Here is a 14,358-nt window from a genome sequence, read left to right as displayed (position 1 = left end):
GTCAGCCCCCCGTTTCATTACCAAGCATCGCGATAACGGTATCTGCAGCATCTTCTATTTTCGTATAATCCAGTATCTCCATTAAATGACCTTGCTTACCTATTAAATAGAATGCCGTATTATGAGTGAAATTTCCGTTCCCATCAGGAATGACAATGACACCTAATCTCTTTAATAATGAATCCAACTCTTTCTTATCATTGATCCGTGCCATTCGCCAAGTCTCACCATCACTGCCGAAATAGGTTTGATATTTCGCTAACGTTTCCGGATTATCCCGCTCCGGGTCAAAACTGATACTTAAGAAAAGGATATCCTTGCCAATATATTTTTTCGGAATCGCCTCATAAACATCAGCCATATTCATTTCCAATTGCGGACACACGGTGGTGCAGCTTGTATACATAAACGTTAGAAACACAAATTTCCCCTCGGCAAACTCATCGAATGAATATGTCCGTTCCTGACTGTCCTGTAATGTCACATCAGGGAAAACTGGCTTATCTTTTAACAATTCATATGTTCTCGCACTTTCCGCAGTAAACGCCCTGAACCCATCTGTACCAACGTAAAATAATGCACTTCCAAATATGATGACTAGTATAATAGCTAACGTATTACGCCAATTTTTCATAAACGATCACTTCCTTATCTAGCAATCAGATGACAAAAGTCGGAGGTCAGATTTAGATATAATGAATTTACCGATCTCTTTTCTCTGACTTCCGACTTCTGTTCACTGGCCTCTGAACTTATACAGTAATCAGGGGCCAGAATTCGGAGGCAAGATTTGCATGCAATGAATTCGCCGATCTTCTTTCTCCTGCTTCCGACCTCTGGCATCCCACCTCTGCTTCACCATGTCTTGATCGGTGGTGATCCTGGAGGTGCATTTACAATAAAATCAACAACAGGTACGACATACGCCATCGCAACAACCATTAGCATCAGGACAATCCATAACCCCCAGCGTTCCATCCAAATTGGCGTTGGCAGTGCATCGTCTTCCGGTTCACCGATTGGAAATTCAGTCTCTCCTTTTGGTGCAAAAAACATCATGTTAAATACGGCGTAAACTTGAATAATTACCCCGATTAGCAATAACGTCGCGCCAATCCCCATCACATATTCATAAGGAACCCAGCTTAATGCTGTGTTATGATCCCCGTATGTGGTAAAAGCTGTACGCCTTGGATCACCAAGGAGCCCTACTAGATGTTGGGAACCAGACATGAGAATCATTCCGACCGTCCAAATGATCGTTTGAATGACACCAAGCTTATTCATTTGTGGTGTTAGCTTGCGTTTTGCTAAATACGGGATCAGCCAATAACAAATTCCAAAGAATGTTAGAACAACTGATGTCCCGACTGTCAGGTGAAAGTGTCCTACTACCCATAATGTGTTGTGAATAACCTGGTTCATCTGGTTGCTCGTATTTACAATACCACCAGCTCCTGCAGGAATAAAGGCGATCATTGCAACCATCGGCGCCAGGAACCGAACATCGCCCCATGGCAGTTTTTTGAACCATCCCAGCAGCCCTTTTCCACCTAATTTCCTGCCAGCCCGTTCAAATACGGCAAACATAGCGAATGCAGTCATTAGAGAAGGAAACGCAATTGATATACTCATAAATACATGTAAAAACTTAACTGATTCCGAAATTCCCGGATCAATGATCTGATGGTGGAATCCTCCAGGTATATTAAGAATCACTAGTAAAACAACTACCAGTCTTGCTAATTTGTCACTAAACACTCTTCCGCCGATAATCTTTGGTACTACGACATACCATGCGGAGGTTGCTACAATATACCAAATGTTTACTAATGTATGACCAAAGCTCCAGAACAATGTACGACTAACCATTACATTGATCGTTTCTTTCCAGCCCAATGACCAAGGAATAAGCGTTAAAACTTCGGTGGTTACACCAAGACTTCCAAAAAACCATAATACAAAGACGCCCATAGCGAAAAATGCCAGTAATGGAGTTACCTCACCGCGATGATTTTTCCGCCAGTGGTTATAGTTGATAAACACCCCAAAACAGCACGACCATATTCCAAGTACAACAAACACTAATCCAATATAAAACACCGGTGATGCTGCAAGCGGCGGGTAAAACGTATATAAAACAGACGCTTCATTTGCCACAATCGTGATGACTACTAATGCTACACCAATTAGCATGAGGACAAATCCAGTCCAAGCCATTTTCCGGACTTTTGGCAGCAATCCGCCAAGTGTATGGGAAACCCCTGCATATAAATAACCGATTGTAAATGTTGACGTGAAAATAAGAATGAGTAAAATTCCATGTGCTGTTAACACTTGATAATAGTTCAGCCAAGCTGGCAATTCCAGCAAACCGGAACGCTCAAGCCCTTGCAATAATCCTAAAATACCGCCAACAAGCAAGGTGATGAAGGATACGGATAGGTATGCTTTTGATAGTTTCGCGTCCTTGAGATTGACACCTAATGCTCTGTTCGCTTTCTCCCGTAATGTTGATTGAATCGCTTGTTCCATTTCAGTTCCCCTCCTTTACTTCACGGTAATTGTTGTAGACATCATCTGATGTCCTGTGCCACAATATTCGTTACATAAAATTAAATAGTTTCCCGGCTTATCAAATGTGTGTGATATTTTTTGAATATGTCCTGGCATTACCATTGCATTCACATTTGTTTCAGCAATTTGGAAGCCATGTGTCACATCCTTTGACGTCATAGTAAAGTTCACTTTTGCCCCAGCTGGTACTTCAATATTACCTGGGTTGAAACCAAATGCCTGTAGTGTCATGACTACTTCATATTCGTTTTCACCAATTTTCTTTACTCCCGGATCGTTAAATGGTGCAATCTGATCTACTTTTTGCGGATCAATCGTTTCTTTTTCACTTGGCGGCCCCATACCTAATGCAAACGTTTGATAGCCGACAACCACCATAAAAATGATTAAAATACCTGCACTTAAGGTGAGCCAAATTTCCTCAAATTTATGCATGCCCTCTCCCCCCTATAATCTAGTCATATATAACCAAAATACCGCTACCCACATTATGACGATCACAGCACCGACGATTCCTGTTGACACCAACGTGCCTTTTAACGATTTTACGTCATCTGCGCCCTCTTGCTGTTTGGAAATATTCGCTTTGGTTGTGTTCATTTCCAACCCTCCCTGGTTCTGACTATTACACTTACATCTTATTAGGGAAGTGCTATGCAAGAAGTGAAATAAATCACGAGCAACTGTGATTTTTATTACAGTTATAGGGGGAAAAATTAGCAGCAGCGGGTTCCCACTGTAACGATATTGGGGCAAACCACTGGTATAGAAAGGTTTACGCGTTGTTAACACCAGTTATAAATTGCAACAAATCCGTCACAATCCAATAAGAAAAGCGCAAGCGCCCGTTTAGCAACGTACAAACTGGAGCACTCCGCAATGAGATAAAGGAAACACGGTGAGCTGGAAGCGAACCGATGTTGACTTATCGTAGTGAAGGAGTGTGAAGTTTGCTAGTTGCTGGGCGCTGGAGCTGGACATGGCCAACTCTGACGTAAGCAGAATAGAACCTAAATTTTTATACTTTCTTTACCTAGAACAAAGGTGACAAGTTTTAGAAGCAAGGTGTTTCATTGGGAATCAATGGCTGTTCGTTGGCACGCGGGAAAAACCTTGTATCCATTTTACCTGGCGTGACAGTCAGGCAAACTTATTCGATTTGATTCACTTTCTGTCTGTCTTTTACATACGTTAATATATATCGGTTTAAGGAAAAGAGTTGGCTAGTGGAGGAATATCCGGGACTCATTCATATTTCTTAACCGCAAGTAGACCTATTCCATAATGGAATAGGTCTGTTTATTGTTCAGTAATGATGTATGGCTGCTCTCCCAGGTTTGGCATGAATACAGGTTTCTTCTTGTCTCAACTCGTCCTGTTTTATTGTCCGCACCCTCCTGGGGAATGTTCACGCACCTAATTTCATTGCTTGCTCACATCCCATAATCACGGTGCTTATTCGCCAGTGGCATCCGGTACTTTAACCACCAGCTGTTTAGCAAAGAAATAGAGGTATGTCTCTTTTACCGGCTGGTGCCAAATTGTTTCAATTGCTTGCCGGTACAGGTTCATTTGCGTCATGTATCTCTTCTTAAGTTTGCTGGTAACCTGTTCTGTTACTTCTCCATCAATGGCATCTGTCTTATAATCCAAAATAATCCAGCCGTCATCTTTTGGAATAATACAGTCGATCACACCTTGAACCAAAACGTGTTCGTCCGTTTCACTTGACCAATCCGGATAAACCTGACTAGCCGGCAAAGACAGACTAAACGGGACTTCCCGGTATAGCTCGGGAGTGGAAAGCATGTACTTGCCAATTTCGGTTGTAAAAAACTGAGCTATAGCGCTAAAGTCAATGACCGCCGCTTTATCGTTTGTCAGTATTTCTTTCTCCACGAGGATTTCTGCAAACTCCTCAACCTCTTCAGCTGCTAATGCCTTGTCCAAAGGAATATGCTGCATCACCGTATGCATTACCGTGCCACGTTCGGCCGCTGAGATAGTTTGTTCCTGCTGCATGAATTTAGGACGTGTGACGATTGGTGCTTGAAATGTTTGGACAAGCTGTTCATCGCTGTATTCGTCTTTTATTTCCCGCTGCCGCTTTATTTCGGTAACAGTTTGTTTAGCCCGGGCCGTTTGGGCCTGCTGGAACGGGTACTGGAATGACAAACGTCGGTTAACGGCTTCGGTTAATCCAGCATCCGCTAATAGCAATGGCTGCCACTCGATTATATTTTCCTTCAGTTTGGCGTCCGCTTCCACCTTTACCTCATCTAAATTAGCATATTCACTGCCATGAACAATGGAAACGTTCCATGCCGATGGATCAACCTTAATTTCATCCAAAACAGCATCACTTAATTCCTCTGTTCGTAATGCAGCATTTTTCTGGTGACGAAGCAGCGCAGGACCAACCCAATCCAAATATGTTTTTGCTTCCATACGATAGTGTGCTGGTAAAACCCATTCACCATGATCGATCATCTTTTGCCATTTTGCTTGTTTCTTCTCAAAGGAAGCGACATTGGCGACCATTACCAGTTTTTCTTTTGCGCGTGTCAGAGCAACATACAAAACCCGCATTTCTTCTGCCAAAAGCTCTCGCAATTTCTCTTTTTGGAAAGCATGAAAAAGCAGGGTCGGATATGTAATCCGTTTTACCGGATCAATATATTTACTGGCAAAACCAAGATCCTTGTGCAATAAATAGCGTTGTTTGAGATCCTGCATATTAAATTGTTTATCCATTGCACCTAAAATAACAACCGGGAATTCCAGTCCCTTGCTTTTATGAATTGTCATGATCCGGACAACATCTTCCTGCTCACTAAGCGCCCTTGCTGCACCTAGGTCTTCTCCACGCTCTTCCATCCGCTCAATAAAACGCAAAAAACGGAATAATCCCCGGAACGATGTAGTCTCATAGCCACGGGCACGGTCATAAAGCGCTCGCAGGTTTGCCTGGCGCTGCCGTCCACCTGGCATACCGCCGACAAAATCATAATAGCCAGTTTCCCGGTAAATTTGCCAGATCAGCTCCGATAATGCTCCCTGCCTTGAGGCAACACGAAACCGTTTAAGCTGCTCTAAAAAGTTGTTTATTTTTACAGCAGTCTCTCCTGTTTCCTGGCGATTAAACTTTTTCAAGGCATCATAGTACGTATGCCGCCTGTCTGCCAGGCGGATCCTGGCTAATTCCTCCTCGTTCAGTCCAACAATCGGAGACCGCAATATCGATGCGAGCGGAATATCCTGTCTTGGATTATCAATGACCTTCAGAAAGCTCAGCATAATCTTCACTTCAATTGCTTCAAAATAGCCAGTGGAGAGCTCGGCATAAACCGGGATACCTTGTTTTTTCAGTTCATCAACAATTGTTGGCGCCCATGTCATCGATCGTAATAAAATTACGACATCACGATATTGGATACCCCGTTGTGTTTGGGTTGCTTTATCGACAACCTTTAGTGGCGGGTTGTCCTTTTGCCCAATCCAGCCTTTAATCTTTTCGGCATATGCTCGTGCTTCAAGTTGCGCTTTTTCCAGGTCTTGATAATTTTCCGGTTCATCCTCCTGTGTTTCATTTTCTTCCGGTGCTTCACGGTCAATGATTAATAGCTCCGGTTCGGATTCTTGAAAGTCAAGTGAATCGTACATGTGGTTTGCATAAATTAACTCGGCATCCTGATCATAATTAATCTCTCCTACATTTTCATCCAAAATTTGTCGAAAAATATAATTTGCACCAATTAACACCTGTTCACGACTGCGGAAATTACTTGCCAGGTCAATCCGTAATCCGTTCGTTTCCGGTTGGGCGAAACGTTTGTATTTGTCAATAAACAAGGACGGCTCAGCATGTCGGAAACGATAGATGCTTTGTTTCACATCACCAACCATAAACATATTCCCTGAACCGTCCTGATCACTGATCAACGACAAAATTGTCTCCTGCACCAGATTTGTATCCTGATACTCGTCCACCAATACTTCGGTAAACTGCTTTTTAAAATGGTTGGCTACAGTTGACGGCACAGGATAATCATTCCCCATTGAGGTATCGCTTAACAGTTCGAGACAATAGTGTTCTAGATCGGAAAAATCGACAATCGCTTTTTCCCGTTTTTGCTCGGTAAATCGTACTTTAAATTGTTTGACAAGCTCCGTCAGCTGTTTAATGACAGGGGCAAGCTCCCGCATATCGGCAATATGACCCGAAAGATCACGGGTAAACCAGTTTTGTTTCATATCATTCCAGCGTTTTTTGTAGCTGTCTCTGAGCATCTTGACCTTATTTTTCTTCGTTTCGTCACAATCGACTTTTTTCCTGGATAGATTGGCAAAGGTGCTTTGTTGCATGTAAGCTTGCAGGTTGTCCCATGATTCAAGCTGTGCTAATGCTTCTTCCAGGTTGGCCAAATCGGCGGCAATTGCTTCAGCATAATGGTATGGACCATCATTTTCTCTCGTCAGCCCAAGAGCGAGGCTCGTTTCTTCCTTCATTGCGGCAAGTTGGCTGCTTACTTCCCGCTTCATGATCGAAAGCCACGGCAATTTGGCTTCTGTCCATCCGTCTTTGACGTCGTATGTTTCCGCCAGACGATCAAGCCAGCGCTCCGGGTAAGGATTTTGCATCGCAAATGTATACAGGTCAAGTACGAGATTCTCCACATCTATATCACTGCGGTCGCTGGAAAAACGATCGACAACAGCAAAAAAGTGACCTTGTTCATCACCTTCCTTGCCATACCATTCCTCAAACAGATCAGCAATGACTTCCTGTTTGATTAAATCTGCCTCCATATCATTGGCAATCCGGAAGCCTGGATCAATATCAAGCAAATAGGCATATTGTTTCACCACATCCAGGCAAAAGGAATGTAATGTTGAAATCGAAGCTCGCTGCAACAGGGACAATTGTTTTTTTAAATGGTTTGATGCTGGGTTTTCGGCAAGTGCCCGTTCCAATGCCAGCCCAACACGATTGCGCATTTCCTGTGCGGCTGCATTTGTAAAGGTAACGACTAGCAATGTATCGATGTCAACCGGATTGTCCTGTTTAATTAACTTCTGAATAATCCGTTCTACAAGTACGGCAGTTTTTCCCGATCCAGCAGCTGCCGCAACCAGTACATCACTTCCATCTGTATAGATAGCCTTATGCTGCTCGTTTGTCCAATTCACCATATTATACTCCCCCGTCTTTCCGCAGTTTTTCGATGATGTCGTCTTCTTTCATTTCGGTTAGCTTGCGGAAATTATTCTCGTCCAGACTCGGGTCAAATTGACAGACGGAGCTAAATGAGCAAAATGTACAGGCGTTTTTCTGTTTATGCTGATACGGGTTTAAGTGGACGCCACCTTCCGTCATATCAATACCCGCATTAATCATTAACTGTTGAATATGACCTTGGAGGATTTGAAATGTTTCCTGGTCCGCAACATGAGAGCTTGCATAAAATCCCCCATTTTTCTTTACCCCTGCTGGGACAATTTGGCTTGTCCCCGATTCCAGTGATGTATCCATCATTTTTACCGTGTCTTCATTAGCGAGAAGCAATCCCTGCATTTTATATTTTTTAAAAAGTTCATTGTCAATATCCTGATCATTCATGTTTTGCTTTGCCGAAATCATTGGATTATGCACATGGAAATAAAGTACTCCCGCTGGCGTTGCTTTGACTCCAAGCCATTGCTCCGACTGTGACAGAACAACATCCAAATAAGCGAGCATCTGCAATGTGAGGCCGTAATACACTTCAACAAGATTTAACCCCTTTGCACTTGATTTATAATCGATAATCCTGAGAAACAGGTTTTCCTGATTGATAGCCTTGTCAACCCGGTCAATTCGCCCGCCAAGCATTAATTCAAACCCATTGGCAAGCGGCAATCTGACCGGTTTCAGTGTTTGTTTTTCTCCAAAACCAAGCTCCAGACCAATTGGTGAAAAATTGCTTTGGCGCGCCTGTTCACTTAAAACATATGCAGCTCTGGCAATAACCTCCTCCAGTTTTTGCTGTATATAGTGATACCTGTTCGAACTGTGCAAAATCTGATGCTGTAAAATCGGTGCCAATTTCGTTACCGCTTTTTGCGCATAGGTGGCAGTGTCGATTTTGCTTAATTGGGCAAAATCTTTTCCTTCAGCTTGAATCCATTCGGTTATTTTTTTCAATGCCTCATGAAAAAGCTGGCCAATATCAGGTGCATCCAATTGGTATGTTTTCCGCTCATCAAGTCCTAAACTGTACTTAGCAAAATGCTGATAGGAACAGCGATAATACATTTCCATTCTTGACACACTTGCTTTTACTTGCTTTGGATACAATTTTTCCGTTGTTCGTTTTGATAGATTGACCGGTTTATTCTGGTAATACAAGCTTTGCAAAATCGTATAAGTTGTTCCGTATTTTTCACTTGTTTTTATATACCAATTGAGCACATGCCACCAGATCGGCTGTACCGGGTATCCCTTCCGATGACGGGCAAGCTGGGCTGTTAACGCTGACCTTGTTTTAATTGGTGTCGTAATAAACCGGTCAGCCTCCACTAGTTCATCGGGATCCTGAAGCAGCAGGTGATCACAGCAGGCAGGAAACAAATCCTCCATCCGTTTAATCAATTGTGAAGGCATTTTCGCTTTCCCATCCTCATCACTCAGTGGATAACTGATCCATAGTTGATCACTTACTGCAGTAAACGCAAGATACATGTAAAACCAGTCATCCAGTAATTGCCGCTTACTGCTTTCAGCCAACCGTAAGCCATGCTCTGCCAGGAGTTCCCGTTCTCTTTCATTAATCATCCCGTCAGCTTGTGGCTTCATTGGCCAAACACCATCATTTACGCCTAGCAAGAATGCACATTTCATCCCGCTAATCCGCGAACGATCAATAGTTCCAACGATAACATGATCGATGCTTGGCGGCACATGGGCAAATTTCAGCGAATCAAACCCGGCATCAAGTGTCGAACGAAATGTTGTTAGATCCATCGTTTCATCCCCGATGATTTCGACCATTTCGTCAAGCAGCTGAACGACCGCATTCCACACTTGTTCCTGCTCACGACCTTTTTCAATCTGTCCAGCATCATCAAACACATCACGCATTTGTTCAAGGCGCTGCGGGACATGAAGCTGTTCCATCCATTGAAACAAAACCTGGCACATTTCCTTTACTGTACCCGCTTGCCGGATTTGATCATCAAACGGTTTTAATGCCCTTGCCACTTGTTTGCGGTATGCATTAATCCGCTGCTGCATTTCTTTTTCGCCATCTGTTTGGGCAGTTTGATCAAACCCGCGAAACCGCTGGAATATCCAATCTTTATCACTCGTCCAGCGTGTTCGTGAACGAATCCCGTATTCCAATACATAATTTTCCAATTCATCAATCGCATCGTCCGTTAAAGGGTATCGTTTATCCGAAACAGGAATAAAGCCTGTCTTCAGCACGCGAAAAATAGCATCATAGCGCCAGTTCCCCTCAACAATATCGAAAGCGGAACGGATCAGCTCTATCAGCGAATGATTCAGCATTGTCCGTTTTTCATCGATAAAAACAGGAATACCGTAATCCTCGAATATCGTAGCAATCAAGTCATGGTAATTTTCCGATTGCCTGATAAATATCGCGATGTCCCGATAACGGTAATGTTCTTCCCTTACAAGCCGAATAATTTCCTGAGCAGCTCCTTCGACTTCTGCCCGTGGATGGACAGCCTCAGCAATTTGAATCGGTACATCACCATGAAATTCAGGGGCGGGTCGCACATCAAAATTTGCTTCCAAATGGAGAAAAGCAGGATTATCTCTAAATCTGCCATGTGCTGGACGCAATACAATTGTGTCTTCAACAGCAACCTGATTTTCTCTGGCAATTGTCCGGAGTAATTGGTAGGTTTCCTTCGTCTGATAAAACAAATCCAGTTCAGAAACAGCGGTATCTTCCGGGTCATCAATGGTCAGAGCAATCGTAACATGGCTTGCCTTTTTCATTAATGCCTCGACTACGAAGAGCTCCTGTGGTGTAAAGCGGTGAAACCCGTCGAAATAGATATCCGCTTTATCCAGAAGTGAGGCTTGTCCTGCTTTTTCCGCCAGCAATTGCAATTGATCCTCACTATCAATATATTTATCTTGCAGCGTAATGGATAATTTTTCGTATAAATAAGTTAAGTCCTGAAGCTTATTCGTTAATGCCGCTTCACCAGGTTCTTTATGTGTAAACTGATTTATTTGCTCTATTTCCATTTTCAGCATTTCGGGGGTAATACTATACCGTTTAAATTCGGTAATTATTTTTTCCAATTGCTCCAGAAATCCTTGCTTTTCCATTGCTTTTTGAAAAACGTTCCATTCCGATTGTTTTTCTTCTATAATCTTTCTTAGCATCATTTGCATACCCGTTGAACTAATAAACTGCCTTGTTCCCCCGCCAGTTTCCTGTAAAACCCGCCATGCTAGCCGGGAAAAACTGACAACATTGGCACGCGTACTGCCATGGATCGTTTCATCACGAAACAATGCATATTCCTGCTGAAACGTCATTTGATCCGGAACAATGTAAAATATTGGTGCACCTCGTGGATCTTCTTCCAGCTTTTGTTTGATTTCGTCAAGTATTCTGCCGCTTTTCCCTGTACTAGCCTTCCCCAGTAAAAATCGTATCCCCACTGTAAAAATCCCCCTAACATGGCATCTATTTTAAATCGTCTTATTCTCACCAAAAGACATTTTCCATCAAAAAATAAAGCTTCTTTCCTATTTTATCAAAGAAAGAAGCTTTATTATACTCTCAGACTTAGACTGTAACTTACTTGTGAAAGAACTCCATAGTGTGCTTCCATGGATAACTAGGTATTCATGTTTGGCCACGTCCAGCTCCAGCAGCGGCTAGTGAAACATTGCTGAATTAACCAATCCACTATCCTAATATATTTTTATGCCAAACACTAGAATCGGGCAATTCAATAACGGGTTATACATTTCAGCCATGCTCCACTAGTGTGCTTCCGCCTTTATTTTCCCAAACTGAAACTTGCCTGTGACAGTGGCCAATATTTAATATCTACCTTGCCGACAAGCTGTTCAACCGAAATAAAACCGAATGATCTGCTGTCAAGGCTATTATCCCGATTATCACCCATGACAAATAATTTTCCTTCTGGCACCTTGCTAGCTCCCGTTATTTCCTGTAATGCAAAATCTTTCGTAAATGGTGTCGCTTCGTTTACATCTCTAAATGGCTCAAGAAAATTTTCTTCTACATATTTCCCATTAATATACAGCTTATCATCTTGATAGACAATTTCATCTCCAGGCAAACCAATTACCCGTTTCACATAATCGTTCTGCTTATTTGCATGAAAAACGATAACATCAAAACGATCAACATCTTTTAAGTTATAGACTACCTTATTAACCATTAGCAAATTTCCATCGTTTAGTGTCGGTTCCATTGATTCACCATCAACAACATAGCTTGCAAACAATACAGTCCGGAAGATGATCGCTAAAACGATGGCAAAGAAAATGACCGAAATAATTTTACGGTAATTTAATCTTTTCATTGTCTTTCCTCCAGGGTTATTCTCTTTTACATCATACCCTGTTTTTGTCCTGTTTAATCACCGTTATGCTGCGATGCATCTCTTTCCTCCGCTCTTCTTTGCAACCTTTTTTCAATATATTTTCCTAACACCCAAAATAACGCGATACAAATGCCTACAATGATTGTTCGGACAGGATTCTCTGCAAATGACATAATACTTGCCCCAACATATGCCATTGTAAAGATCATAACTGACTTTCCCATGATAACTGCCAAGACAAATTGCTGCAGGCTGATTTTCGACAGCCCGGCAACAATATTGATGACGGATGATGGGGAAAACGGAAAACACATGAGTAAAAATAACGGCCCAAAACCGTGCCGTTCAAGCCACGCTGTTACTTTATGTACCTGTTTATTTTTCCGTACAGCTTTAAAAATCCGCTTTTTCCCCAGTTTGCGGACAATAATAAACACAAGGATTGCGCCAAGGCTTGATCCTAACCAGGACAATAAAAAACCTTGAAACAGCCCATATGCAGCAGAATTTGCAAAAACAAACACGACTAACGGTAAAAACGGTAAAAAGGCTTCCAGAAACGGCAGCAATATCCCCGGCAGCGGGCCCAATTTTTCATAATTGTTTAGAAGCTGTTGAATATACTCGTCCAGTAAGTCATTTTCAATAATCATTCGCCAATTTGTTATGCTGATGTCTAGTAGATACATTTCGTTAAAATCCCCTCACACAAGTAAAGCGCCAAGTTAAACAGTTTTGCTATATTTATTTTAAAGTAATTGTCTTCATCTGCATAGCAATAATTGCCGCTTTTTTGCCTCTTTCTTTTCATTATGAACAAAAATTATATTTTTAGTGTATTTTTTACTTATTTTATCATATAATAGTTATAGAACAAACGTTCCTGAGAGGGGATTGCTTATGCGCTATCTTAGTGATGAGGAAATAGATGTAGCATCAAGCTTTTTATTTCTTTCCATGGCATTAATCGTCATTCAGCAAGACATTCAGGAAATACAATCCGGAGCTTTCAAAATTAAAGAGCCTTATCTTGAACTTCTGGAAAAAATGACAGCGGAAGCAACTGAAGAACGAAGGAAGTTACAGGAAGTAATGAAGAAAAAAGATATAAAAGTCGTTACCTTAAATCAAAATGATTCTTTTTCTTCTTATCTCTTCCTTTGCCAAGGGCGTGAAGAAAAACGGAATTATTTTAACCCGGCTATCCGAAAAAAGGTAAAAGCAATTATTCAAGAGCTTATGCATAAGGCTCTGCAACCATTTCAACCGTTTGCTTCTGCAAATATTTGATCCGATTGTCCAATAAGTAACGAAATTGTGCCGTTCGCTGGATTTGATTTAACACCGAACCGAATGAAACTTCCAGAACTATTTTCTTGCCGGTTTTAAATAACACTTCCGTACATTGATTGGCAGCTTTATTCACCTGGTCAATATGAGAGTGAGCAATCCATGAACATTTTTCACTTGATGGTGATGTCGTGGGAAAGAAATACATGCCACTAGCCGGATCAATCGAAATTGGTGCCTTATGCGTGATCCCGCAAATATCCCTCGTTCCTTCCTGTCTCCCTTTTAGGCTCGACCCGAAGAACTTGCAGGCATAATCAATGATTTTCGTAGGGGTTTGTTCAACAATGATTTCTTCCTGCTCTTCTAAAATACATGTTGATACTTTTCCTGTTTTCGTTTTACCACGCTGAACTAATACGGCCATTGTCAAAGGAGTAATTTCATATGCTGGGTAGAAAAGATAATCATTAAACATTTTTCTCATCCATCCTTTCCATGTTCCATGAAAAGAAAGAGGCTTATTTACTAATTTACCAAAAATATAGGTAAAAAGATACTATAAAAATCAAATTTTCGTATAAGTTCACAATTTGTTCACAAACTATCATTCGTTTCATTATCCGTTAATTCGTTGTCTTTGCTCAGGTTCTCCTCAATCGCTTCCCTGCTCTCTACTGTATAAAAATCCGGATTTAGCAGTGTAAATGTTGCAAGTTCTGGGTCTTTTGTCTTATTTTTTTCCATTTTTAACAGATCCTTTTTATAATTAGTTTCCCTTTCAAATGGATCACTAGCGTTGCATTAATTATAACTAATAATAAAAAATGTTGGTAATGTTCAATTTTTAACTGTCTAGACAACAAAAAATCCTTTATAATGAATAGG

At 41.6% G+C, this 14,358-nt stretch carries 11 protein-coding genes; 1 reads left to right on the top strand and 10 read right to left on the bottom strand.

The window, feature by feature from the left end; genetic code table 11:
• Window position 1 precedes the first annotated feature (1 nt).
• The 8 genes from IEX12_RS08225 to IEX12_RS08190 all read right to left on the bottom strand — a co-directional run bounded on the left by IEX12_RS08225 (window position 2) and on the right by IEX12_RS08190 (window position 12,869).
• The gene (locus tag IEX12_RS08225) at window positions 2-634 is read right to left on the bottom strand and encodes an SCO family protein (protein WP_188724942.1); all 633 of its coding nucleotides are present in this window, start codon (window positions 632-634) and stop codon (window positions 2-4) included.
• Window positions 635-855: 221 nt separating this feature from the next.
• Entirely contained in the window at window positions 856-2,535 is a 1,680-nt protein-coding gene (locus tag IEX12_RS08220) for a cbb3-type cytochrome c oxidase subunit I (RefSeq protein ID WP_088049698.1), read from the bottom strand.
• Between the two features lie 15 nt (window positions 2,536-2,550).
• On the bottom strand, window positions 2,551-3,012 hold the full coding sequence (locus IEX12_RS08215) for a cytochrome c oxidase subunit II (protein ID WP_088049697.1): 462 nt from the start codon (window positions 3,010-3,012) through the stop codon (window positions 2,551-2,553).
• Window positions 3,013-3,024: 12 nt separating this feature from the next.
• The gene (locus IEX12_RS08210) at window positions 3,025-3,177 is read right to left on the bottom strand and encodes a cytochrome c oxidase subunit 2A (protein WP_088049696.1); all 153 of its coding nucleotides are present in this window, start codon (window positions 3,175-3,177) and stop codon (window positions 3,025-3,027) included.
• An 855-nt stretch (window positions 3,178-4,032) separates the two neighbouring features.
• Window positions 4,033-7,770: a helicase-exonuclease AddAB subunit AddA gene (gene addA / locus IEX12_RS08205; RefSeq protein ID WP_102415526.1), complete on the bottom strand. Its 3,738-nt coding sequence runs from the start codon at window positions 7,768-7,770 to the stop codon at window positions 4,033-4,035.
• Between the two features lies 1 nt (window position 7,771).
• The gene (addB, locus tag IEX12_RS08200; protein ID WP_188724941.1) at window positions 7,772-11,263 is read right to left on the bottom strand and encodes a helicase-exonuclease AddAB subunit AddB; all 3,492 of its coding nucleotides are present in this window, start codon (window positions 11,261-11,263) and stop codon (window positions 7,772-7,774) included.
• 344 nt (window positions 11,264-11,607) lie between these two features.
• Entirely contained in the window at window positions 11,608-12,159 is a 552-nt protein-coding gene (gene lepB, locus IEX12_RS08195; protein ID WP_088049693.1) for a signal peptidase I, read from the bottom strand.
• 53 nt (window positions 12,160-12,212) lie between these two features.
• Window positions 12,213-12,869 carry a TVP38/TMEM64 family protein gene (locus tag IEX12_RS08190; RefSeq protein ID WP_088049692.1) on the bottom strand — a complete coding sequence of 219 codons (657 nt, stop codon included), beginning with the start codon at window positions 12,867-12,869 and terminating at the stop codon, window positions 12,213-12,215.
• Between the two features lie 211 nt (window positions 12,870-13,080).
• Here IEX12_RS08190 and IEX12_RS08185 point away from each other — a divergent pair, with 211 nt between their 5' ends.
• Window positions 13,081-13,470 carry a YhjD family protein gene (locus IEX12_RS08185; RefSeq protein WP_088049691.1) on the top strand — a complete coding sequence of 130 codons (390 nt, stop codon included), beginning with the start codon at window positions 13,081-13,083 and terminating at the stop codon, window positions 13,468-13,470.
• Here IEX12_RS08185 and IEX12_RS08180 read toward each other — a convergent pair.
• A complete protein-coding gene (locus tag IEX12_RS08180; protein ID WP_102415528.1) occupies window positions 13,418-13,948 on the bottom strand; it encodes a competence protein ComK in 531 nt (176 codons plus the stop codon). The two genes, IEX12_RS08185 and IEX12_RS08180, sit on opposite strands and share 53 nt — an antisense overlap.
• 119 nt (window positions 13,949-14,067) lie before the next feature.
• The gene (locus IEX12_RS08175; RefSeq protein ID WP_155554522.1) at window positions 14,068-14,217 is read right to left on the bottom strand and encodes a hypothetical protein; all 150 of its coding nucleotides are present in this window, start codon (window positions 14,215-14,217) and stop codon (window positions 14,068-14,070) included.
• Window positions 14,218-14,358: the final 141 nt, after the last annotated feature.

Source organism: Lentibacillus populi (assembly GCA_014642895.1).
Taxonomy (GTDB): Bacteria; Bacillota; Bacilli; order Bacillales; family Amphibacillaceae; genus Lentibacillus_C; species Lentibacillus_C populi.
This window is presented reverse-complemented; position numbering and strand designations above follow the sequence as displayed.

Excerpts from the sequence above, each read along its gene's own strand:
- IEX12_RS08190 (WP_088049692.1), bottom strand. The coding sequence starts at position 12,869 with ATGTATCTACTAGACATCAGCATAACAAATTGGCGAATGATTATTGAA.
- IEX12_RS08215 (WP_088049697.1), bottom strand. The coding sequence starts at position 3,012 with ATGCATAAATTTGAGGAAATTTGGCTCACCTTAAGTGCAGGTATTTTA.
- IEX12_RS08180 (WP_102415528.1), bottom strand. The coding sequence starts at position 13,948 with ATGTTTAATGATTATCTTTTCTACCCAGCATATGAAATTACTCCTTTG.
- lepB (WP_088049693.1), bottom strand. The coding sequence starts at position 12,159 with ATGAAAAGATTAAATTACCGTAAAATTATTTCGGTCATTTTCTTTGCC.
- IEX12_RS08225 (WP_188724942.1), bottom strand. The coding sequence starts at position 634 with ATGAAAAATTGGCGTAATACGTTAGCTATTATACTAGTCATCATATTT.
- IEX12_RS08185 (WP_088049691.1), top strand. The coding sequence starts at position 13,081 with ATGCGCTATCTTAGTGATGAGGAAATAGATGTAGCATCAAGCTTTTTA.
- addA (WP_102415526.1), bottom strand. The coding sequence starts at position 7,770 with ATGGTGAATTGGACAAACGAGCAGCATAAGGCTATCTATACAGATGGA.
- IEX12_RS08220 (WP_088049698.1), bottom strand. The coding sequence starts at position 2,535 with ATGGAACAAGCGATTCAATCAACATTACGGGAGAAAGCGAACAGAGCA.
- IEX12_RS08210 (WP_088049696.1), bottom strand. The coding sequence starts at position 3,177 with ATGAACACAACCAAAGCGAATATTTCCAAACAGCAAGAGGGCGCAGAT.
- IEX12_RS08175 (WP_155554522.1), bottom strand. The coding sequence starts at position 14,217 with ATGGAAAAAAATAAGACAAAAGACCCAGAACTTGCAACATTTACACTG.